The sequence below is a fragment of the Nostoc sp. genome, from assembly GCF_035638895.1.
Taxonomy (GTDB): Bacteria; Cyanobacteriota; Cyanobacteriia; order Cyanobacteriales; family Nostocaceae; genus Nostoc.
Window position 1 is genome coordinate 1 of the sequence record NZ_DASQZC010000072.1, and the last position, 19589, is coordinate 19589.

19 protein-coding genes are annotated in these 19589 nt (G+C 41.2%); 5 read left to right on the forward strand and 14 right to left on the reverse strand.

What is annotated here, in order from left to right; translation table 11 throughout:
- From VE944_RS03075 to VE944_RS03085, 3 genes are all read right to left on the reverse strand, one after another.
- Positions 1–1344, reverse strand: a 1344-nt coding sequence (locus VE944_RS03075) for a CHAT domain-containing protein (protein WP_324972096.1), incomplete at its 3' end; no start/stop codon positions are given.
- A 26-nt stretch (positions 1345–1370) separates the two neighbouring features.
- Positions 1371–2342 (reverse strand): DUF1822 family protein, encoded by a 972-nt coding sequence (locus VE944_RS03080; RefSeq protein ID WP_324972099.1) that lies wholly within the window; start codon positions 2340–2342, stop codon positions 1371–1373.
- Positions 2343–2376: 34 nt separating this feature from the next.
- Positions 2377–3021 (reverse strand): sigma-70 family RNA polymerase sigma factor, encoded by a 645-nt coding sequence (locus VE944_RS03085; protein WP_324972102.1) that lies wholly within the window; start codon positions 3019–3021, stop codon positions 2377–2379.
- Between the two features lie 651 nt (positions 3022–3672).
- Here VE944_RS03085 and VE944_RS03090 point away from each other — a divergent pair.
- The 3 genes from VE944_RS03090 to VE944_RS03100 all read left to right on the forward strand — a co-directional run bounded on the left by VE944_RS03090 (position 3673) and on the right by VE944_RS03100 (position 8162).
- On the forward strand, positions 3673–4641 hold the full coding sequence (locus VE944_RS03090; RefSeq protein ID WP_324972105.1) for a DUF1822 family protein: 969 nt from the start codon (positions 3673–3675) through the stop codon (positions 4639–4641).
- A 168-nt stretch (positions 4642–4809) separates the two neighbouring features.
- Positions 4810–7140, forward strand: coding sequence for a CHASE2 domain-containing protein (locus VE944_RS03095; RefSeq protein ID WP_324972178.1), 2331 nt, complete (start codon positions 4810–4812; stop codon positions 7138–7140).
- Positions 7141–7340: 200 nt separating this feature from the next.
- Positions 7341–8162 (forward strand): DUF928 domain-containing protein, encoded by an 822-nt coding sequence (locus VE944_RS03100; protein WP_324972108.1) that lies wholly within the window; start codon positions 7341–7343, stop codon positions 8160–8162.
- Between the two features lie 279 nt (positions 8163–8441).
- Here the strand turns inward: VE944_RS03100 and VE944_RS03105 are convergent, their stop codons facing one another.
- From VE944_RS03105 to VE944_RS03135, 7 genes are all read right to left on the reverse strand, one after another.
- Positions 8442–9593: an AI-2E family transporter gene (locus tag VE944_RS03105; protein WP_324972111.1), complete on the reverse strand. Its 1152-nt coding sequence runs from the start codon at positions 9591–9593 to the stop codon at positions 8442–8444.
- Positions 9594–9683: 90 nt separating this feature from the next.
- Positions 9684–9875, reverse strand: a complete 192-nt coding sequence (locus tag VE944_RS03110; protein ID WP_229493557.1) for a hypothetical protein — start codon at positions 9873–9875, stop codon at positions 9684–9686.
- A gap of 117 nt (positions 9876–9992) precedes the next feature.
- Complete coding sequence (locus tag VE944_RS03115) at positions 9993–10553, reverse strand: Uma2 family endonuclease (RefSeq protein WP_324972120.1); 561 nt, start codon at positions 10551–10553, stop codon at positions 9993–9995.
- Positions 10554–10865: 312 nt separating this feature from the next.
- A complete protein-coding gene (locus VE944_RS03120) occupies positions 10866–11276 on the reverse strand; it encodes a helix-turn-helix domain-containing protein (protein ID WP_324972123.1) in 411 nt (136 codons plus the stop codon).
- Positions 11260–11559 (reverse strand): type II toxin-antitoxin system HigB family toxin, encoded by a 300-nt coding sequence (locus VE944_RS03125; protein ID WP_324972126.1) that lies wholly within the window; start codon positions 11557–11559, stop codon positions 11260–11262. The genes VE944_RS03120 and VE944_RS03125 overlap by 17 nt, the downstream gene beginning before the upstream one ends.
- 78 nt (positions 11560–11637) lie before the next feature.
- On the reverse strand, positions 11638–13407 hold the full coding sequence (locus tag VE944_RS03130; RefSeq protein ID WP_324972128.1) for a WD40 repeat domain-containing protein: 1770 nt from the start codon (positions 13405–13407) through the stop codon (positions 11638–11640).
- A 468-nt stretch (positions 13408–13875) separates the two neighbouring features.
- The gene (locus VE944_RS03135) at positions 13876–14271 is read right to left on the reverse strand and encodes a hypothetical protein (protein WP_324972131.1); all 396 of its coding nucleotides are present in this window, start codon (positions 14269–14271) and stop codon (positions 13876–13878) included.
- 188 nt (positions 14272–14459) lie between these two features.
- Here VE944_RS03135 and VE944_RS03140 point away from each other — a divergent pair, with 188 nt between their 5' ends.
- Positions 14460–15443, forward strand: a complete 984-nt coding sequence (locus tag VE944_RS03140; RefSeq protein WP_324972134.1) for an alpha/beta hydrolase family protein — start codon at positions 14460–14462, stop codon at positions 15441–15443.
- Positions 15444–15454: 11 nt separating this feature from the next.
- Entirely contained in the window at positions 15455–16132 is a 678-nt protein-coding gene (locus VE944_RS03145; RefSeq protein ID WP_324972137.1) for an SDR family oxidoreductase, read from the forward strand.
- A gap of 1 nt (position 16133) precedes the next feature.
- On the opposite strand, the gene VE944_RS03150 is transcribed toward VE944_RS03145, so the two are convergent.
- The 4 genes from VE944_RS03150 to VE944_RS03165 form a co-directional block, all read right to left on the reverse strand.
- A complete protein-coding gene (locus VE944_RS03150; RefSeq protein ID WP_324972140.1) occupies positions 16134–17186 on the reverse strand; it encodes an aromatic ring-hydroxylating dioxygenase subunit alpha in 1053 nt (350 codons plus the stop codon).
- Positions 17187–17366: 180 nt separating this feature from the next.
- Positions 17367–17804, reverse strand: coding sequence for a secondary thiamine-phosphate synthase enzyme YjbQ (locus VE944_RS03155; RefSeq protein ID WP_324972143.1), 438 nt, complete (start codon positions 17802–17804; stop codon positions 17367–17369).
- 85 nt (positions 17805–17889) lie between these two features.
- Positions 17890–19059 (reverse strand): pyridoxal phosphate-dependent aminotransferase, encoded by a 1170-nt coding sequence (locus VE944_RS03160; protein ID WP_324972145.1) that lies wholly within the window; start codon positions 19057–19059, stop codon positions 17890–17892.
- A 276-nt stretch (positions 19060–19335) separates the two neighbouring features.
- Positions 19336–19554, reverse strand: coding sequence for a ssl0294 family protein (locus tag VE944_RS03165; RefSeq protein WP_324972148.1), 219 nt, complete (start codon positions 19552–19554; stop codon positions 19336–19338).
- Positions 19555–19589 lie beyond the last annotated feature (35 nt).

A 19589-nucleotide genomic window follows, 5' to 3' on the forward strand; every position in this document is an offset into this window, starting at 1 on the left:
AAGTTTTTCCAAAAGTCTCGCTAGTGCTAGCTCCGAAAGCGACCCTCTTCTTTCCTTTTGTTCTGGTAACTGAAAATCTTCTTCGGTGACAGTGACTATCAACAGGCGCGGATCTTGCTTTTCTTGGGGACGCGATCGCATTAATTGATCGTAAGCTTGCAATTCCCATGTTTGCAATCCTCCCATTTGCCGGACTCCTAGCGCGCTGATGGTGAGCATCACGCTCATTAGCAATCCCCTTGTGAGTAGGCCAATATTAGATTTAATTCGGGGCTTTGGCCAAGTCATCGGTATGGCAGCAGGATTTTCACAAATTATCGGTAACCAAGTTGCCCCTGGAAATTTGTCCTCTAATCCTTGCAGTTTTTCTCTAGCAGTGCGAACTGCAATATATATAGATGCACCTGAAGAAAAAGCTGCCAGAAAATGCTTTAAAAATGCTTGCGCCACAAGATCGGGCACAGGTTCCCGCATGACAATAATTTGAGGAATATGTAAATCTTGTAGTTCTCGCGCTAATCCCAATCCATCACAGGAGTTGAAAATCGCCAACTGTAACCCATTAGTGACGGCATTTCTCAGGGCATATTTTAGGTCTGCAATTGTTAAACTATCTTGGTCATTAATATAAATGCGACCAGTCTCACCCTCGCTTTTACTATGACCAGCGAAAAATAAAATGTTCCAAGGTTGGTTCCACAGTTGATCGTTGATCTGATCGCGTTGGGGCTGTGTCAAAAAGGTTGTGGTAGCATTGGGTAATTTTTTTAGTAATTCGCAGTCTTTGTCCACATCAATACCAGTTTTATCGCCCAAAACGGCCAATATGTTGATTTTGCGTCTGTAGGTAGATGTCTGCAATGCAGTTATTTGTTCTAACTCTGGAACGCTCAAAGCTACTTCGGCTTTGGTGTAGTGTCGATCGAGCAAATCCCATAGATGCCAAGGAAGTTTTTCTAGCTGCATAGAAGCAGTGCGAATCACCACTCGCACTTCTTCATTGGGCATTAAGTGTTTCAGCCATTTTTCCCGAATCCGCCAAAATGACTCTGACTTTAGCCAGTGATTTAAGTGCGATCGCAACTCACAAGCTTTGTTTTGACACTCATCACGCCGTTGGGTAATAGAACCATCGTAAATAATTTTTTTGGCTTTGAGGCGAGCACTTCCTAGACTACAATAGGTTGACCGCCACTCATCAATTACTTTAGCTATTTCTAGATTAGGAGGTAAGTGACCAGAGGTTTCTATGCTGGGGCGTTTGCCATCTTCTCCAATCTCCAGCGTCACCCGCACCCCTAACTCCAAATCGCCATCTAGCTTCAGAACAACTAACTTTCCCATTTGCAGCACCCCTATTGTTTTCCGCTTCAGATGAGAAAACTTTCTATAACGCTAATATTCCCCAAGACCAATTTAATACTAAAACGTTCTCCCACCTCGCCACTAAACTGCAATTGAATATTCTTGTTACTGCTTCTAGTTTGCGCTTCCATAATAGATTCTCCCTCTACTCCTTCAAAGTCAATTACCATCAGTTGGAGATTAGGTGGCAGATAATTTTCTCCCCATATAGGATGCACCTCTACGATAATGTTTATTTCCTGCTGATTCTCTTGACTGAACCCAACAACTAGAATTACAGATTGAATTATTCCTGTTTCTCCTAAATCAATCAGCTTACCCCTGGTAACAAAAGAATTATTAGCACTTCTTAGATTCCAATCTGGATTAGCTCTTTGATAATGAAAGAGAGTTTCAATTTCTTGCCAACCAGACTCAAAAATATTTTCCAACCATTGTTGCAATTTAACTAAAGTCTTGTTGTCAGTGGGCAATTGAGAAACTAACTCAGCTTGTCTCACTTGAGTAAGTTCTTCTAAATACTCCAGTAGATTGTCCAAAGGTTGCAACTGGTTGATTGATAAAAAATCAGTTTCTACCTTTCTGACAAATCCCAGCAGCGTCGCTTCTCGAAATGATTTCTTTATCTGCACAGCCACATAGCCAATTCGATTTGACTGTACTTCAGGCGGTATGTAAATAAATTGTGCATCTTCAAGCACTGGACGACATTCTAACAATCCCAAGTTTTTTAGCGACAAATCAGCTACATCCATAAGTGTTTGCTGTACAGGGTTACAACTATCACTCTTGTCTAAGTCTGTCTCAAATCCCATGTATTGTAGATAAGAGTTTACGAAAGACACAGACAAAGTATTGAGATGAACTTGTTCAGCTTTTTTTTGCGTGGCTTGTCGCCTACATAACTCTTCTGCTCGATGTCTTCCATCTGGCGGAATAGGCCCTGTAAATTTTAAAGAATCTGCGATTTTCTCCATATTTTTTGACCAGATGATTAAAGTTTCTTAAATATTAAATACATATATATTCTTGGAGTTTATCAGTAAATTTTTTCAAGCATCGTTGGTAGAAACTATGTAGAGATGTAATTCCAATGCCCCATTCTGCCGAAATGTCTTTCCAGGAAATTCCAGAATATCTTCTTTTAGCTATAGCTTTAAAATTTGCTTCTGGATGACCTTTTATGTGTTCTTTGCAAAAAATAAACTCTGGATCAGATTCTATACATTCTATTATTTGTTCAGATAAAGACATAGTTTGAGATTGAGATGATGGGATATTTTCCAGATGAGAGTCTTCGAGCTTTATTTCATTTCCTTTGCCGATAACCTTGGGGATAGCTTCTGGAAAAAAGCGTTTACTCAATAGCATATTTACCCAAGTTATAACTTCGCCGCGTTCTGGGTCATACTTATTAATATTTTTATCTTGGCAAAGATAGAAAAATAAATTTTGTACCGCCTCATCATAAATATCTTCATAAAGTAGTTGAAATTGGCCTTTATAAGGATGAATCAGTCTACCTGACTGCCAAATGGCATTTATCAGCCGTGTTAAGGCTACTCGTTGTTCCTTAGTTGCGTGTGGGTGTTGTTGGGCTTTGAGCGCTAATTCTTTAAGTTGTACATCTTGTTGTTTTCTCCAGTCATTAGTCATAAAAGACCTCAAGTTCAAACGCACCAACTTGCGAATCTGTATATATCTCATGGATAGATTGCAATTTTTACACAAACTAGCCACAATCGTTACAAAACTTTTCGCTCAGACATTAAAGAAATGTAAGTAAGTATTAATACTGCTTAGTTAAAGAATTTCTTGGTTAAGGGAACTAGAATAAATTATCTAATCTTGTCAGGTGAGCATCTTGCCCGCCATATAAGGGGGTAGTTTGGAAAGAAGCTGTTCTTAAGAGAAAAATCACTGAACAATAACCCTCTTGTCTCACCTATTTACCTTGCTTATCCGAACCGGATTAAATCAGTGAACAGTTAAGCTAATAAGCATTTAAGCTGCATAAAAGCAGGGTTGGAACTGCTTACTACAAGCGAATCAACGTGGAAAAATGAATGGCGATTAGCTTAATCCTTGGAAGCAGTCAGAGATTTGACCCCGAATGAAACACGCCACTTATATTTGTGGGGGACTCTGACTCCTAACAGACAAATTAACTGATAACTCATAACTCTTGAGGGCTAGCCCTCAATCTCTAATTATTTGTTTCCAATATATTATTCTCTATTTTGTGGCATAAATTTAATTAATGCGGGTGATATGTATACAGCAGCATTGATCACTAAGAAGTTCCTTATGAATAAATCCACCTACCAGCTAGAAGATTCCGCTTTAACATTGCCGATTTCCCAATTGGCTCGGATAACTGCCGAGCAATTTGCTAACCAGCAGCCAAATTCTGAAAAAGCAGAGCAAGTTCGGCTGAATACCCTGGCTGTGTGGGTGGTGAATGACTACTTAGAAATGATGGATATTCCTACTAACCTCCAAGCTAGTGACAGCTGGAACCCGATTATGCGCCTCTGTGGGGATGTCGCTGATTTAGAAATGCCCTCAATTGGTCGTCTAGAGTGTCGCCCTGTCCATCCACATCAGCAGATATGTTCCATTCCTCCAGAAACCTGGGAAGAACGGGTGGGTTATTTAGTAGTTCAATTTGATGAATCCCTCCAAGAAGCGAGGTTGCTTGGTTTTATCCCCAGTGTCAAAAATGAAAGGTTGCCTTTAGCGCAATTGCAACCATTGGAAGCGTTTATCGACCACCTGGGACAACTGCGCCAATCCCCAGCTAGTCCACTGGTGAATCTAAGTCAATGGTTTGCTGATGTATTTGAGACAGGTTGGCAGACTGTTGAATCCCTGTGGAACGTGCCAGAACTCAGACCAATTTACGCCTTTCGCAGTGCTGATACTGTGGAACTAAATGCCCTTAACCGACCAGAATCAATTACTAAACGTGCAAAACTGATTGATTTGGGTATCCAAATTCTCAACCAACCCGTCATGTTGATTGTACAAATCAGCCCAGAAAAGGATCAGCAAACCAGTATTCATCTCCAATTGCACGCTACTGGTAATCACATTTACTTGCCAGCAGGAGTTCATCTCACCGTTTTAGATAGTTCGGGAACAGTATTCCTAGATGCTCAATCTAGAAAATTAGATAACTACATTCAGTTGCAGTTTCGCGGTGAACCTAGAGAGGAATTTAGCGTTAAGATAGCCATAAATGATACTAGCATTACCGAATATTTTAGAATTTAAAACATCTAGCTATCTTCCCTTATTGTCGATAATTTATTAAGTGGTAATTGGTTAATTAAAAATTCAAGCCAGCTTTTAGGGATTTTGAAAAAAATCTGTAAATGCTTGTAGAGCTTGTTATGAGACATGAGAACAGGGCATGGTTTTGTACAGGGGATAGCGACGGTCATGGGTAAGTTAGTGGTTCTGAAATTTGGAGAGGGGAGTTTTGAGCAAGGGTTTGCTGTCACCCTCGAAATTGGTGAAGAACACGAGCGTGCTACAACAGAAATTACGGGGAAACTACCTTCATTTCCCGAAATGCCGCTCTATTACAGTCATTGGCAGTCTAGTTATCGGCAGATAGGAAATCGTTATCGTCTTTATGCTGACAAAATGCAGGTGACGAATGTCTCGATGATTCAAGACTGCGAAAACGCTTCTCATATTTTGCGGGCCCGCTTTAATACATGGCTGCGAGCAGAGGAGTTTCGCCCTTTGAGGGAAAAATGGTTAGAAAGATTGTCGTCCACGGAAGAAGTGCGGGTGATTTTGCAAACAGAAAATAGCCAATTGCAGTTATTACCCTGGCATCTGTGGGATTTGTTAGAACGCTACCCCAAGGCTGAAATCGCCCTTTCTTCACCATCTTATGATCGCGTTCACAAACCACGCACAAAAAATAAATTAGTCAATATTTTAGCGATTGTGGGCAATAGTCAAGGAATTGACACCCAGGCTGATCAAGCTTTACTGCAACAGTGTAGTAATGCAGAGGTTAGTTTTCTGGTAGAACCACAACGGAAGGAATTGACTGAGCATCTTTGGGGAAAAAACTGGGATATTCTCTTTTTTGCTGGGCACAGTTCCAGTAACAAAAATGGAGAAAACGGACGAATTTATCTGAATAAAACTGATAGCCTCACCATTGGCGAGTTAAAGTATGCTCTAAAAAAAGCCATTGAAAACGGCTTGCAACTAGCTATATTCAACTCCTGTGATGGATTGGGATTGGCGCGAGAACTGGCTGATTTGCAAATTCCTCAGATGATCGTTATGCGTGAACCTGTCCCAGATCAGGTTGCTAAAGAGTTCTTAAAGTATTTTCTCGAAGGTTTTGCCAGTGGCGAGCCTTTATATCAGTCAGTACGCCAAGCGCGGGAACGGTTGCAAGGACTTGAGGATAAATTTCCCTGTGCGACTTGGCTACCAATGATTTGCCAAAATCCAGCGCAGACCCCACCCACTTGGGATGAATTAAGTTCTACAAAACCTGAAGCAGCAAATTTAGGTTTGTCTATCAGACACAGACTTACGATAACTTTGTTATCCAGTTTGGCGATTACAGGCTTCGTTTGTGGGCCGAGATTGCTGGGATTGCTGGAAAATCCAGAGATTACAGCCTATGACTTGATGATGCGATCGCGCCCTGCGGAGGGACTTGATTCCCGACTTTTAATAATCACAATTGACGATAACGATCTAGCAATTCAAAGAAAAAATAACGAGGATTTGATTGGAGCTTCCATTTCCGAAAAATCTCTTAACAACCTCCTGGCAAAACTGAATCAATACCAACCCCGTGCGATCGGCTTGGATATCTACCGTGATTTTAAAGCCAAACAACCAGATTTAATTACTCGTCTTCAAAAAACTGAGAATTTGATTGGCGTATGTAAAGGGAGCGATATCACAGTAAATATCCCAGGAAATCAGCCGCCGCCAGAAATCCCTAAAACAAATTTGGGATTCAGTGACTTTATTCATGATCGTGATGGAGTTATCCGTCGGCATCTCCTGTTCATGAACCAAGAAGCGACATCGTTATGTCCTGCTCCCTTTGCATTCAGTCTAAAACTCGCTTCCCTCTATCTGCGTCCTTCAGGAATTGAACCAAAGTTCACCCCTGAAGGAAATTTGCAGCTAGGTAAAACTATTTTTCCTAACCTGAAATCTCGGACTGGCGGCTATCAAAATATTGATGCCAATGGCGGTCAAGTCTTACTCAATTACCGTTCCCCAAAACAAATAGCCGAACAGGTGAAGCTAACCCAATTTTTAGCTAGTCCAATTAACGCCAGTGCTATCAAAGATAAAATTGTTTTGATTGGTGTAGTGGCAAAGGGGGATTCTCCAGACACCTGGCCTACACCCTATGGCCTTCCTTTAGATGAGCAAATGCCAGGAGTGTTAGTACAAGCGCAGATGATCAGTCAAATCCTCAGTGCAGTGCAGGATGGGCGACCCTTATTGCGGGTTTGGTCACTTTGGGCTGAGGTAGCCTGGATTTGGGGCTGGTCTTTAATAGGGGGAGTCCTGGCTTGGCGAAAGCTTTCCTTCCCTTGGTTGGCATTGGCAGTTATTATTACCTCTACTGTTCTATATTTAGTTTGCTTTGCTCTGTTAATTTCGGGTGCTTGGGTGCCTTTTGTACCTCCGGCTTTGTCGTTGATTGTCACGGTTGGCTTGATGTCAATATTTAATTCAACAACAAAAGTTCGGGTGGCTACCGGGGAATAAGGCAATACACTTAGTTAAGAAAATTGATCTGTTAAAGCAGGCAGGGGGAAAAGAACCTGATAATTGTATTGGACAGAAGAATTTAGATAATTTAAATTTTGGAGTTTAATAGAGAATGGGGAAGGATTATTTTATGAAATTTTTGGATAACCAGCAAATAAATCTACATACAAGGTTTGCATACTTAAGGGAAGGTTTTTATGAAGTCAAATTCACAACAGATAAAACTGTTTTTAGTAGTAGCTCTTAGCTGCACTAGTTTACTCGTTAGCCTGACTCCAGTACTGGCAAAACCAACTCTTGATTCTTCACCTAGCGCTCGTGGTGCTAAAACGAACCTTGCTCAAGCTACAGCCTTTAATCAACCCTCGCTTCCATCTGGCCCCCCTCCTGGAGGTCGGGTTCGTGGTGGAGCAAAGCGCGACGGCGGGGGTGAATGTCCACTTCCTATTACTAAAACTGACTTGACTGCTTTAGTGCCCTTTACTGAGGAAGCTGACTCAGTGATTAATGTCTGGGGACAGACAACGGTAGAACACCCAAGTTGGTTTTTCTATGTGCCGTATACCAAAGATTTGCCTTATGCAGTTGAATTTGTGCTGCAAGATCAGGACTTGAAGGAGATTTACAAAGAAGCGATCGCTCTACCAAATAAAGCAGGAGTTATCCGCGTTTCTCTGCCTACTAGCGCTCCTGCCTTAGCACTAAACACACAATATCGCTGGTTTTTAACCGTTAACTGTGACAACCAAGAGAATTCTCCCCCGACTTTCGTCGAAGGAGTAATACAACGAATTGAACTCAAACCAGCCGCCCTCAAAGAGCTACAAACTACAGAACCTCTGAAGCGCTATGCCATCTATGCCCAAAATGGGATATGGTACGAGGCACTGACGACACTGGCGCAACTACGCGATCAAAATCCTAAAGATACAGCGCTACAAGCAGAGTGGCAGAATTTGTTAAGCAGCATCCGCTTGGATGATATTGCAGCAGAACCGATCGTTTCGGAAAAATTTTAGACTAAGAAACACATTCCCAGAGCAACTAAGCAGGTAGCCATAATTAAACATAAAATAAAATCCTAGTTAGTAGTGAGCGGTAAATCGACCACTACCAACTAGGATTTTCAGAACTAAAGTCCTTACTACAAACTTTAATTTATCAGGAAAGGCAGAGGTCAGGAGGCAAAAGACAGAAGGGATACTGCTTCCTGCCCTCTGCCTTCTGTCTTCTTCAATTAACCCTAGCTACTTACCTAAAGGTAAGTAGCTAATCTAAAATTTAAAATCTAAAATTGATTAATCTTCTTTTTGCAAGATATCATCATCAATGCGTCGCTCCCGATTAATATCGGGATTTTCTGCTGTCCAATTATCATCTGCTCCAAGCGATTCAGGAACCATCACAAGCTCAGTTTCTTTTTTATGGTTATTCCCCCATTCATCCAAAACATCTTTGATCAGTACTTCTTGCAACCAAATCTTAGCAACAACAGTCAGGGGTAGCGCCAGAAATAATCCTAAAAAGCCGAAGAAAGTGACGAAAAATAGTTGGGCAATTAAGGTTACGGCTGGCAGCAATGAAACCTGCTGTGCCATCACAATTGGCGTGATGAAATTACTCTCAGCCTGTTGAATAAAAAAGTAGAGAATTATGACAGCGATCGCTTTCCAAGGTTCATCCAAGAAGGCGATCGCTATTGCTGGTATTACACTAATTGTCGGCCCCAGATTGGGAATCAAGTTAAAAAATCCCGCTAAAACCGCTAAAGCTAGTGCTGCCTTTACATGCAAAATTGATAAGCCAATCAGACTCATCAGCCCCACTACAAGGATGGCAATTAAAGCGCCTGTAATCCATCCCCCCAAAGAGACTTCACATTTATCTAAAATCCCATCTACCCGCCGCCGATAAAATGAGGGGAAAAGCCGCACAAATACTTTGCGGTAAGCCACGGGGTCGGCTAAGATCATTCCGGTTAAAACCAACACTAGCAAAATCTTAAGAACAACTTCCAAAGAGCCAGATACAAAGGCGAAAGAGTCTCCCAGTAGCCGATTGACAATGGGCTGTACTTGTTGGATAAGGCTGTTGATATCTGGGATGTAAGGAAGCAACTGCTTAGGAATATAAGTTCTCAGGGTATCAAGCCAACTATTAAAGCGCCCAAACCCTTTAGGAACCTGATAGGTTAGTTCTTGAAACTGCTGTGCAAATGGCGGCACAATTAGCCAGAAAAAACCCGCAATAACTGCAAAAAAGATAGCTACTGCGAGGAGGACGGCGAATCCACGCTTCATGCCAAAGCGTTGGAAGCGTTTCGCCAGCCGATTTAAGGTGGTGGCTAACACAACTGCGGCAAACATGAGCAAAAGCACTTCCCGAATTTGCCACAGGATGTATAAAGAAAGAACGATGGCGATTAAGCCGATCCATTGACCGAGGTTCACAGGCTGACTCCCAACGGTTGGCGAGATGCAATTTTTTGGTAATTCAGCTAGATTAACTGATTTTAGTCACTTGTGCGTCTATGGTTTGAGTTAATTTTGTTTCTGTGCTTGGAATCGCCACAGTAGCGCGATCGCTATAATCACAATCGGCAACAATACTATAATTAACGCATTGGTTGCTGTCGCCGGAATTGATAGGCTTGGCCCTGCATACTTAATTAATACCGATAACAAAGCCGAGAGTAAAAGCAGTTTCAGAACAAATCCTAGTTGATTTTGCATAAAAGTACGGCATACAAATTTTTATGGTACACACGAAGCGCTGTACCGCCCAGTTTCTACAATAAACCTACAGATACAATCCTTTGCAACTTTCTTTAAGAAATACTTTTGCTTTATTTACGTCAAACTCAACCAGCCAAAAACTTGTTCTACAGTCAGTTCCAATTCGATACCGTCAAGGATGGGTAATTTATCAGCACCTTCGTATAATTCCACTCGCTGTCCAGGAAAAATCCCTAGCACACTTTCGTCTTCAGGGTGGATTAACCAGCCGAGTTCAGTACCATTGCGCGAACAGTGCAATAATTTACTCAATACTTTTTTTAATCCTTGGTCTGGGGAAAGAATTTCAATTGCCCAATCGGGATGAATTTCAAAGCGATTAACAATTCTGCCAGATGGAGTTTTAGGAATTCTATCCCAGCGAAAGACAGAGACATCAGGGACGATAGAAGCACCGCCGAAGGTGCAGCGCAGTTCTGGGAAAGCCAAAGCAATTTTTTGACTTCTAGCTATGCCATTAATTGTTTCGCAAAGGGCAGTTTGGAGCAAGCTATGTTCACCTTGAGGCATTGGTTTTTGAATGATTTCCCCGTTGATAAAGTCTGATGCTGGTTGAGTTTCCGGCAGTTTCAGGAACTCATCTAAAGTTAGTTGAGGTTGAATTGCGATCGCCATAAGTAAATAGTATGAAGGGGATAGTTTTATTATGGGCGTGCGATCGCCTACTCTTAAAGCAAGCTACACCTCGCATCCTTCTTTTTTGATAGGTGCTAGAGAGAGTTTTTAAAGTTTGTTGTTCAGGAGTATCAAAGACTCGTTAACGGAGTTCAAAGGCGGATTCACAAGTCTCAATGGGTCTACAATTACCAAATTATGGAGTCTATTCAACTGCAAATTGCTATATAGGACTCCGATTTTATTTCTGAAAACATACTGAGACTGAAAAGCCCGTTTTATCAAGGTTTTATCTGAAATCTTGTTCAAAAATCAGATATGAGTCCTATATAATAAAGTTTCATCGACTTTAAATAATTCAGCAAGGGCTTTGGCTTGAGATTTACTAAGATTGATTTCGCCATTAATAATTTTTAAAACAGTTTCCCAAGAACCAATCACTCCTACTAATGCTTTTGGCTCGATATCCTGTGCTTCCATTAAGTGAAATAACATCGAAAGGGGTGTTCCTTGGGGTATTAGGTAATGAGTTTCTTCAAATTTTTCAATTAGTGTTACCAAAAGTTCTAAAAAAGCTTCCTCTTCTACGCTTTTATTGAGACGATGTTCTAAATCTTGAGCCAGAGCGATCGCTTCCTCATTCTCTTGTTCTGTAGTGATTATTTTGGGCTGATATTTGGCTAATAATTGACCGTAAGATTCAGGATTAAAAGTACGGGTCATTTTTCCATTTGTCCTTATCATATTCAGCGTGAGTCAGAACGTGTTTGATATAGATTCTCTGGTTTGGATAAATAATATCAACAATTAAACGGTAGTGGTTTCCTTTGATATTGAATACAGTAAAGTTGCCAACTGCTTCAGCCTTTGGATAAATCATTTGAACATCTACAAGATTTTTCCATTCAGCTTTACTTACAACTCTGTACCAATCGTAAAGTGCGTCACAAGCATCTGCGTGTAATTCACAAAACTCACGCAAGATTTTGCGGCTAATTACATGCATTTTCTTTGTTCTTTTTCAATATTAAGTATCCTACTTCATTGAAAATTTTTTAGGCATTCATTTGTCATCTGCAAAATTTTAACTTCTCTGCCAAATTTTAATTGTCTTATCCAAACTCCCGCTAACCAACATCTCGCCGGAAGCTGTGAAGGCTAATGCTGTGACTATATTCCCATGACCTGTAAACGTACCCAGCAATTCACCAGTTTGTAGATGCCACAACTTGATGGTTTTATCAGCACTACCGCTAGCAATAATTTGTCCATCGGGACTTAATGCGATCGCATATACTCTATCTCTATGTCCTTTCAGAGTATGCAGTAATTCCCCAGTCTCCAATTGCCAAACTTTAATCGTTTGATCCCAGCTACCACTCACCAGCATTTTACCATCTGCACTAATCGCCAAGGAACGAACGATGTGAGAATGACCCATAAGGGTATGCAGTGGTTGTGCGTCCTTTAAACTTTTGACTCCCGTCTGGGGTAAGGTGCGCCAAACTTTGATTTTACGATAGCTACCTGTAACTAAAGTTTCCCCGTCTCGACTCAAAACTAGGGAATGAGCAGCTGTATCATCTAAAGAGAGTGCGATCGCAACTTGACGTTGCATCAAATCCCAAAACAGAATTTTTCTATCATCTCCGCCTGTCGCTAACATTCTCCCATCTGGGGTGAAAGCAGCACACCGCACTACCCCATTATGTTTGTGCAAAATATCTATCAAGTCTAGTGCGCCTACATGCCAAAGCTTAATTGTGGAATCTGCACCGCAACTGACTAAAGTCTGTCCATCTGAACTAAAAGCTAGGGAATTCACTTCATCCACCAGCCCAGATATCACCCAAGGATACTCTGATAATGTCTCTATTAATTCACCCTTGCTTAAATCCCAGAGTTTCGTTTCTCCCCGACTACCACTTGCCAATATGGGTAAAGTGCCATTATTACACCCGGAACTGAAAGCTAGGCAATTAATACCTCTGGTGTGTCCTTGCAAAGTCTGCCAACATTCCCAATCACCAACTATCCCCTTAAGGCAATGCTCTGATGGTAGAGTCTGTATTGTATCTGCGATCGCATTCTCATTAATTAATGGCGACGTCTCTTTTTTACCAATAAGTGATTCTAAATACCAATTCAACCCCCCCGCATACAACAAGTGACTCGGATTAATGTAGAGTTTTGGTTCAGTAAGTTCAATTTGATTTGCAGGTAAAAAGCCTGTAATTATGCTCTGCTTCTCGTCGTATCCTAGCTTATCTGTAGATGGATAAAATAAACACAGAAAAATTAATACTTGGTGCTTTCTTAAATCTTCTTGAGTAACCGACCACCTAATTTTGTCTTTCTTAATACCATTAAAACTTTCTCCATCAGCAACATAAACTTGAACACTTAGCTGAGGATTATCTTTTAGTACATAAGAAAACTTGCTTTCGCCACACAAATTTCCCTCATCATCTAAAACCATGTTTTCCACGGTATCTTGTGATACCTTTTTTACCAACTTCCCCAAACGTTCAGTTATCACTCGGTCAACAATATGCTCTCGCAAAAGATAATCTTGGGCTTGTTGTTGGAAGTATTTGGGAAAAGGTATCGTCCAGTCAGGAGGCTCAGGATATTCAGGTGGCGTCGGCGGCGGATTTTTGGCAAGAACTTCTGCTTGTTGGCGAGAAAGTTCTTGGAGTCTAGCCAAAGGCTCGCCCCAAAAAGCCATAATTTCAGTGTGACAACCTTTGACTTGACTTTCCAGCAAAGATAAGTCATAAGTTTTAGGTTTTTTCACACGTAGAAGGAAGTCAGCTTGTTGAGATTTGAGTAAGCTAATCCAATCCATCTGCATTCCTGCGGCAAACTATTGCATACCTACGGTAAGCTATACCAATGCAATTACTCAAGTTTATAACCTTAGTTAATTAAAAATACAGTAATCTTAGTAGTCTAATAAAACACAGCAATTAGCAGATGCTTCCGTGAAAGATAGAGATTATTGCACTTAGATATTTCATGAACTGATGCAGTTGAAGTATATAGAATTAAATCATGTCAGTCAATTCTAACGGAGATAGAGAACGAGATACTGTTTCTAGGAAAACAGTTACAGCCGCAAAGGAAAGTTTAATGTGAGAGGGATTTCAAAGGTTGCCGTTACCTGAAGTCAACAAATCCATACACAAAAATAACCTATTACAGCATGGCGGAAGTAAACCACCCATCCCAAATCAATGAAACCCTTGCGGTATAATAATTACGAATTACGTTAGCGTAGCGGTAGCGAGTCCGCGAGCGTCATTACGAATTACGAATTATTTTAGCCTTTGCGTTTTGGTTGTCTCGGTGTAGTACTTACATCAGAGGAGTCGCCAAAAGTATCCCTTGCCTCAATCTGTTTAATTTTCATTTGCAAATTCAAGTCATCGCTGCTAACAATTGTTTCTAAATTGGCTAATCTCCGCTCTAACAGTTCTATCTGCTGCTGTTGCAAATAGTTAGTTTTTGATTTTTGCTCATCAGAACGCCAAACAGCAACCGTACCAACAGCCGCGCCACCAATTGCAACTAAAGGAAGAATAGCACCGCTTCTAGTAACGGCTGATAGTGGGACGCAAACTCCGAGAATGGCGACTGTAATTACCCAAATTCTTGTGGTGGCAGATAATCTGACATCCTGGTATTGTTCTAGATTGGGTTGAGATTTTTTAGCCATAAGTTTATCCAAAGAAAAGTTATTTGTTAGACTTACACAATTGTTTACTAGAATACTTCCTGCCTTTGGGTTAGGTATAATTGCTATTTTAATATTTTTGTAATTATAGTTACCCCGTTATTTGCGATCGCTAGGATTAGTTGTACCTGGGTAATAGAAAAATTTTCAATGATATCAGGAAAAACCAGATGACAGTTCGTGCTTTTTTCCAAGCTGCTAAAGTCGAGGGTTTCCAGTCTCCTTACGATACCATTCACCTGAAAATTCTTTATCCAGCCCAGATATCGAGGCGTAAAGTACAAACAAATAGGGAAATTTTACCAGTTGATTTAGAAAAAGCACCTTTTCCAGTAGTGATTTTCTTCAACGGCATTAACTGTGATGCTCAACAATATCAATGGTTGGCGGTTAAACTCGCTGAACGTGGATTAGTGGTGATTCTGTTTAACTGGATTGCAGAAGCTATACCAGGAATAATTAGTCTGACTCCAGGGGTTGATTTTGAAAAGATGAAACCCACAATTTATCGTACTGCTCCCACTGCTTCAGCTTTGCCAGCACTGCTAGCGAAAGTGGAACAGTTACAATCTGAGGGTATTTTAGCTGGAATGCTTGATCTGCAACGAATAATTTTAGGTGGACACTCCGCAGGTGGTAGAGTAGCGATCGAAAATGCAGATCCTCATTTTTTCCCTCAAGTCGCAGCATCTTTTGGTTATGGTTCACACACTATGGGAACGTTACTATTGGGGTACGAGGCAGGTACCATATTACCCTTATCAGACTCCCTACCACTTCTACTGATGGGAGGAACGTGCGATGGAGTGATTGCTAACAACAGCGATCGCTATGGTATAAGTTCTGGAAATGCTAGCACTCCAGTCATCCGTACATTCCAAGAAGCAATTAGTGGAGGACGAAATGATAGCTATCTGGTACTTTTGGATGGGGCAAATCACTTTTCGATAGTTGATCAGCTAGACTCTACCCTAGATACACCCTTGTTAGACTTTCCCGCCACCCAACCCCAAGAGAGCTTCCGTTTGCTGATAAGTGAAATTATTAGTTTATTTATTGACACTTGTATTCGCCACCAACCAGAAGCATCTCAGTCGCTTGAGCAATTATTGAATACTGCCAATCCTCTGATAAAATCCTTTGAGCGTAAATAGTTAAATTTATTATGACAAGTGCATCTTATATTTTTCTGGCTGGAGCAAGTCGCGGTGTTGGTCGAGAAATTGCTCAATATCTCACAGCGCAACAGCTAAAGGTAAGAGCTTTCCTGAGAACAACAGCAGTTGCTAGTGAACTAGAAAAAATCGGTATTGAGGTAGTTCTGGGAGATGCCTTGAATATTGAGGATGTAGAACGCGCAATGCTTACAGATGAACGTATTCACACCGTTATCAGTACAATTGGCGGTTTACCATCAGATGTAGAAAGACCCGATTATCCTGGTAATAAAAATCTGATTGATGCAGCAGTTAAAGCTGGGGTGCAAAAGTTTATTCTTGTGTCTTCCATTGGTGCTGGCAATAGTGTTGTTGCTGCCTCACCCCAAGTTTTAGCGGTACTGGGAAAAGTTTTAGCTGAGAAAGACAAAGCTGAACAACACTTAATTGCCAGTGGACTCACCTATACAATCATCCGTCCTGGTGGACTAAAGTCAGAACCAGCAACTGGTAATGGTGTTTTAACTGAAGATCCGCACATTATTGGTAGCATAAATCGTGCAGATGTCGCACAGTTAGTTGGTCGCTGTTTAAATAGCGAGCGTGCCAATAATAAAATCTTGTCAGCGATAGACCGAAATATGCAGTTTGGACAAAGAGAATTTGCAGAATTTACTTTGGAGTAATTTAAGCACGCCACCGGAGTATCTGACCCTTGACAGGATTCACAAATTCTCGTCCTTCAGCGACAGACTTAGCATACTCTCGCTTTAACTGGTAATACCACTGCGCCTGCATATCTGAGTCTTTAATCAGTCGCAGCACGGGATTATATTTCAAACCAATCTGCTGCTTTTCTACAACCGTTCGGTCTTGGCCAATGAAAGTCCGCGCCAGCAGATGTAACAGTGGCTTGAAAAACCCTACCCAAGGGAGTGTCCAGTAAAGAGCAAAAGTTACCTCAGTTTCTGTGTCTGAAATTGGTGTAACTGCCGTTAAATTAACGACTCGATGGTTGCCAATTGTGGTTTCTTCGATTCTGACTCCAGGTAAACGAAAAGAAATTTCCGTTTCTGGCACACCACCGCCAATTAGCCAGTATAATCTGCCTCCATTCGCTGGCAATCGGTGTCGTCGCATTGTGAAGCCGTAGGGCGAAGCATCGAATTGCTTCACTTCCTCATGCAGTTGTTCACTTCGCCACCACCAAGCGCGATGAACATAAGGTGAATGAGCAGGGTCCATCAAACCTACCACTGCATGATCTATAAAACAAGGGAATTTTACCACTTCTACGAATTGGTGAGAGCGATCGCCAAACCCTGGAATTACCGGAATTTCCATCTCAGAAGCAGGTTGAGGATTATCGGGATCAGCCATATATATCCAGATATTCCCTTGTGCTTCCCGGATTTCATAGGAATGTACGTCAAAGCGCCTCAAATCCATTTGCTGCTCCTCTACAAGAGAAGGTATCGCAGTGCAGCGTCCAGCCGGGTTAAAGCGCCAACCGTGGTAACAGCATTCCACTTCCTGCCCATTGAATCTACCACAACTCAAGGGCACACCACGATGGGGACAAATATCTGTCATCGCAGAGACTTTACCATCCTGGCTGCGGACTAGCAGCACTGGTTCTCCCAAAAAAATGCGGCTGATCATCATACCTGGCTTAATCTGATTACTAGGCAGAGCATAGTACCAAGTATTACGTAATACAAAGTTATCGTTATTTTTCATCACTAATTGCGTCTGCCTTTGTCACAACGAAAGTTCTGGTTTGTGGAAAGGAAGGTTATGCTTAGAAACATTCTTTCAGGTTTTTAACTGTTGTAGGTAAATTCAACTGAGACACTTATTGGTCGCGTTCGTAATTCTCTCAGATTTAGGTTGTGAGAGGATTACAGGTGTGAAGTTGCATTATTCACCAGAAATTTGGAAAAATATCATTCTTTTGCGCGGCCCATCCAACTCAAAAAACAATACAGATTGCCAGGTTCCCAGAGCTAATTTACCATCCACAATGGGAATTATCTCACTAGTTGTCAGCATCATTGCCATTAAATGAGAGTGAGCATTGATTGGTTCATCTTCCGGGACATCTCTCAAATGCAAGTCATTATGTAAATAGCTGTCTGATTCAGGTGCTAATTTTTGCAAGAACACTTTTATATCTTCTAATAATCTAACTTCATCTTCGTTGATAGCTAAAGCTGTGGTTGTGTGTCGAGAAAATACTAAAATTTGTCCATTTTTAATTGATGTTGAAGTAAGAAAATCTTGAATTTCTGATGTTATATTATGAATATTAATTTTTGGTTCAGTTTCAATTTCAATTAACTTATTAATAATTGGCATCTCTTAAATTTTATATTTGGGATTACCGACGAGGTACGCCAACACAGTCTAACCTTCTCATAAATTAAATATCAACTCCTAACTCCTAACTCCTAACTATAGTTTCCAAACCTTGCACTAATCTTTCTATACCATCTTTTGCTGTCTCTTTTTGCAGCGCACCGTAGGCAACGCGGAGGTAGCATCCGTTATTCATACCAAAGGTTGTACCTGGAATAACTGCTACTTTATGTTCCTGGATTAGCCTTTTAACTAACTCAAAAGCATCCATCTGAGTATTAACTTTGAGGAAAAAATAGAAAGCGCCATTGGCAGGTGTAATGCTACATAAACCTTGTAGACGATTAAGGGAGTCGAGTACTAGTTGCCGAACTTGAGCTATTGCACCTATATTACTCTCCAAATACTCCGCTTTTGCTTGCAATGCCCCTAAAGCTGCATATTGGGAAATTACTGGCGGACAAATCAAAATTGTATCCTGGACTTGTTTGACGGAGACAAATAAGTGTTTGGGAATCACCATGTAGCCAATGCGCCAACTAGCAAAACCGTATGCTTTGGAAAGGCTAAAAAGAGAAATGGTGTACTCGCTACTATTCTCAAATGCACCAGGGGAAACGTGTTTTACCCCGTTATAAGTAAAGTATTCGTAGGCTTCATCGCTGATATGGTAAATGCTGCGATTGCCACAAATTTGATTTACTTGATGCAATGCGGTTTCAGAACAGACAACTCCAGTCGGGTTATTTGGTGAAATTGTCACCACAGCCCGTGTTTTGGGAGTAATTGCTTGAGCGATCGCATCTGGGCGGAGTTGGTAATTTTCATCTGTCGCCACTAACACTGCACGACAACCAGCGATTGCGATCGCCATTTCGTGGTTGAAATAGTAAGGCGTATTCAGAATAATTTCATCGCCTGGGTTAGTTATTGCAAGAATGGCATTCATAAATCCCATATTGCTCCCAGCTGTCACGACGATGCAGTTTTCTCCATTGATTTCAATACCGTTGAAGGTTTGCAATTTTTCTGCAAGTGCTGTCAGCAACGGGGGAATTCCTTCAACTGATTTGTATAAATTATTAGTGGGTTCGGCTAAGAATTTTGGTAAAAATTCTATCGCTTCCGGTGGTGGATTGTAATAAACAACACCCTGTCCTAGAGAGATTGTTCCAGGAGAGTTCTTAATGAGTTCCCCAACCACAGGAATAATTGGCGACTGTACCGCCTGCATACGAGAGGTTAGGGATTCCATATTTCCTTACCTATTTACCTATCTGGCTTTAGTATCCCTTAATGTGGAAGACATGGAAAGTTGCTTTGTGATAGATTTCCACAGTTACAATACGCTTCGGTTAACATGTTTGTCTCTCGGAGATACCCCCAACCCCCCGATAAATTGGGGGGCTTCTTCTCATAATTTACCCCCTTTTTAAGGGGGTCGCCGCAGGCGGGGGGATCTTATCTGAACTGCAACAATGTGGGAGTCTGTGACCAAAATGATTAGCCTGATTTGCGATTACCCAAAAATTTAGTCAATCGAAATCTGTTGAGGCCCACTTGCTTTGCCGTTATGTGCGTCTCTTATGGTGCTGGTGTAACTATTGGAGCGGGTCTGTTGATCCAGCCAGCTTTTTACAGGATCTTCTGCAAGATTGAGCCGAAGCACACCAGAGAATAACCCACCCACAAATGAGGCTGGATGCTGGATAAATTCTTTGAATATAGGTGACAATTCACTAATGAACATTTAAAGACTCCTGGCGATGCCATAAAAAATTATTA

Bases quoted from the DNA above. Each gene is read 5' to 3' on its own strand.
- VE944_RS03095 (WP_324972178.1), top strand. From the start codon at position 4,810: ATGGGTAAGTTAGTGGTTCTGAAATTTGGAGAGGGGAGTTTTGAGCAA.
- VE944_RS03135 (WP_324972131.1), bottom strand. From the start codon at position 14,271: ATGGCTAAAAAATCTCAACCCAATCTAGAACAATACCAGGATGTCAGA.
- VE944_RS03080 (WP_324972099.1), bottom strand. From the start codon at position 2,342: ATGGAGAAAATCGCAGATTCTTTAAAATTTACAGGGCCTATTCCGCCA.
- VE944_RS03160 (WP_324972145.1), bottom strand. From the start codon at position 19,059: ATGGAATCCCTAACCTCTCGTATGCAGGCGGTACAGTCGCCAATTATT.
- VE944_RS03150 (WP_324972140.1), bottom strand. From the start codon at position 17,186: ATGAAAAATAACGATAACTTTGTATTACGTAATACTTGGTACTATGCT.
- VE944_RS03100 (WP_324972108.1), top strand. From the start codon at position 7,341: ATGAAGTCAAATTCACAACAGATAAAACTGTTTTTAGTAGTAGCTCTT.
- VE944_RS03165 (WP_324972148.1), bottom strand. From the start codon at position 19,554: ATGTTCATTAGTGAATTGTCACCTATATTCAAAGAATTTATCCAGCAT.
- VE944_RS03130 (WP_324972128.1), bottom strand. From the start codon at position 13,407: ATGCAGATGGATTGGATTAGCTTACTCAAATCTCAACAAGCTGACTTC.
- VE944_RS03145 (WP_324972137.1), top strand. From the start codon at position 15,455: ATGACAAGTGCATCTTATATTTTTCTGGCTGGAGCAAGTCGCGGTGTT.
- VE944_RS03090 (WP_324972105.1), top strand. From the start codon at position 3,673: ATGAATAAATCCACCTACCAGCTAGAAGATTCCGCTTTAACATTGCCG.
- VE944_RS03085 (WP_324972102.1), bottom strand. From the start codon at position 3,021: ATGACTAATGACTGGAGAAAACAACAAGATGTACAACTTAAAGAATTA.
- VE944_RS03125 (WP_324972126.1), bottom strand. From the start codon at position 11,559: ATGCATGTAATTAGCCGCAAAATCTTGCGTGAGTTTTGTGAATTACAC.
- VE944_RS03155 (WP_324972143.1), bottom strand. From the start codon at position 17,804: ATGCCAATTATTAATAAGTTAATTGAAATTGAAACTGAACCAAAAATT.
- VE944_RS03115 (WP_324972120.1), bottom strand. From the start codon at position 10,553: ATGGCGATCGCAATTCAACCTCAACTAACTTTAGATGAGTTCCTGAAA.
- VE944_RS03120 (WP_324972123.1), bottom strand. From the start codon at position 11,276: ATGACCCGTACTTTTAATCCTGAATCTTACGGTCAATTATTAGCCAAA.
- VE944_RS03140 (WP_324972134.1), top strand. From the start codon at position 14,460: ATGACAGTTCGTGCTTTTTTCCAAGCTGCTAAAGTCGAGGGTTTCCAG.
- VE944_RS03110 (WP_229493557.1), bottom strand. From the start codon at position 9,875: ATGCAAAATCAACTAGGATTTGTTCTGAAACTGCTTTTACTCTCGGCT.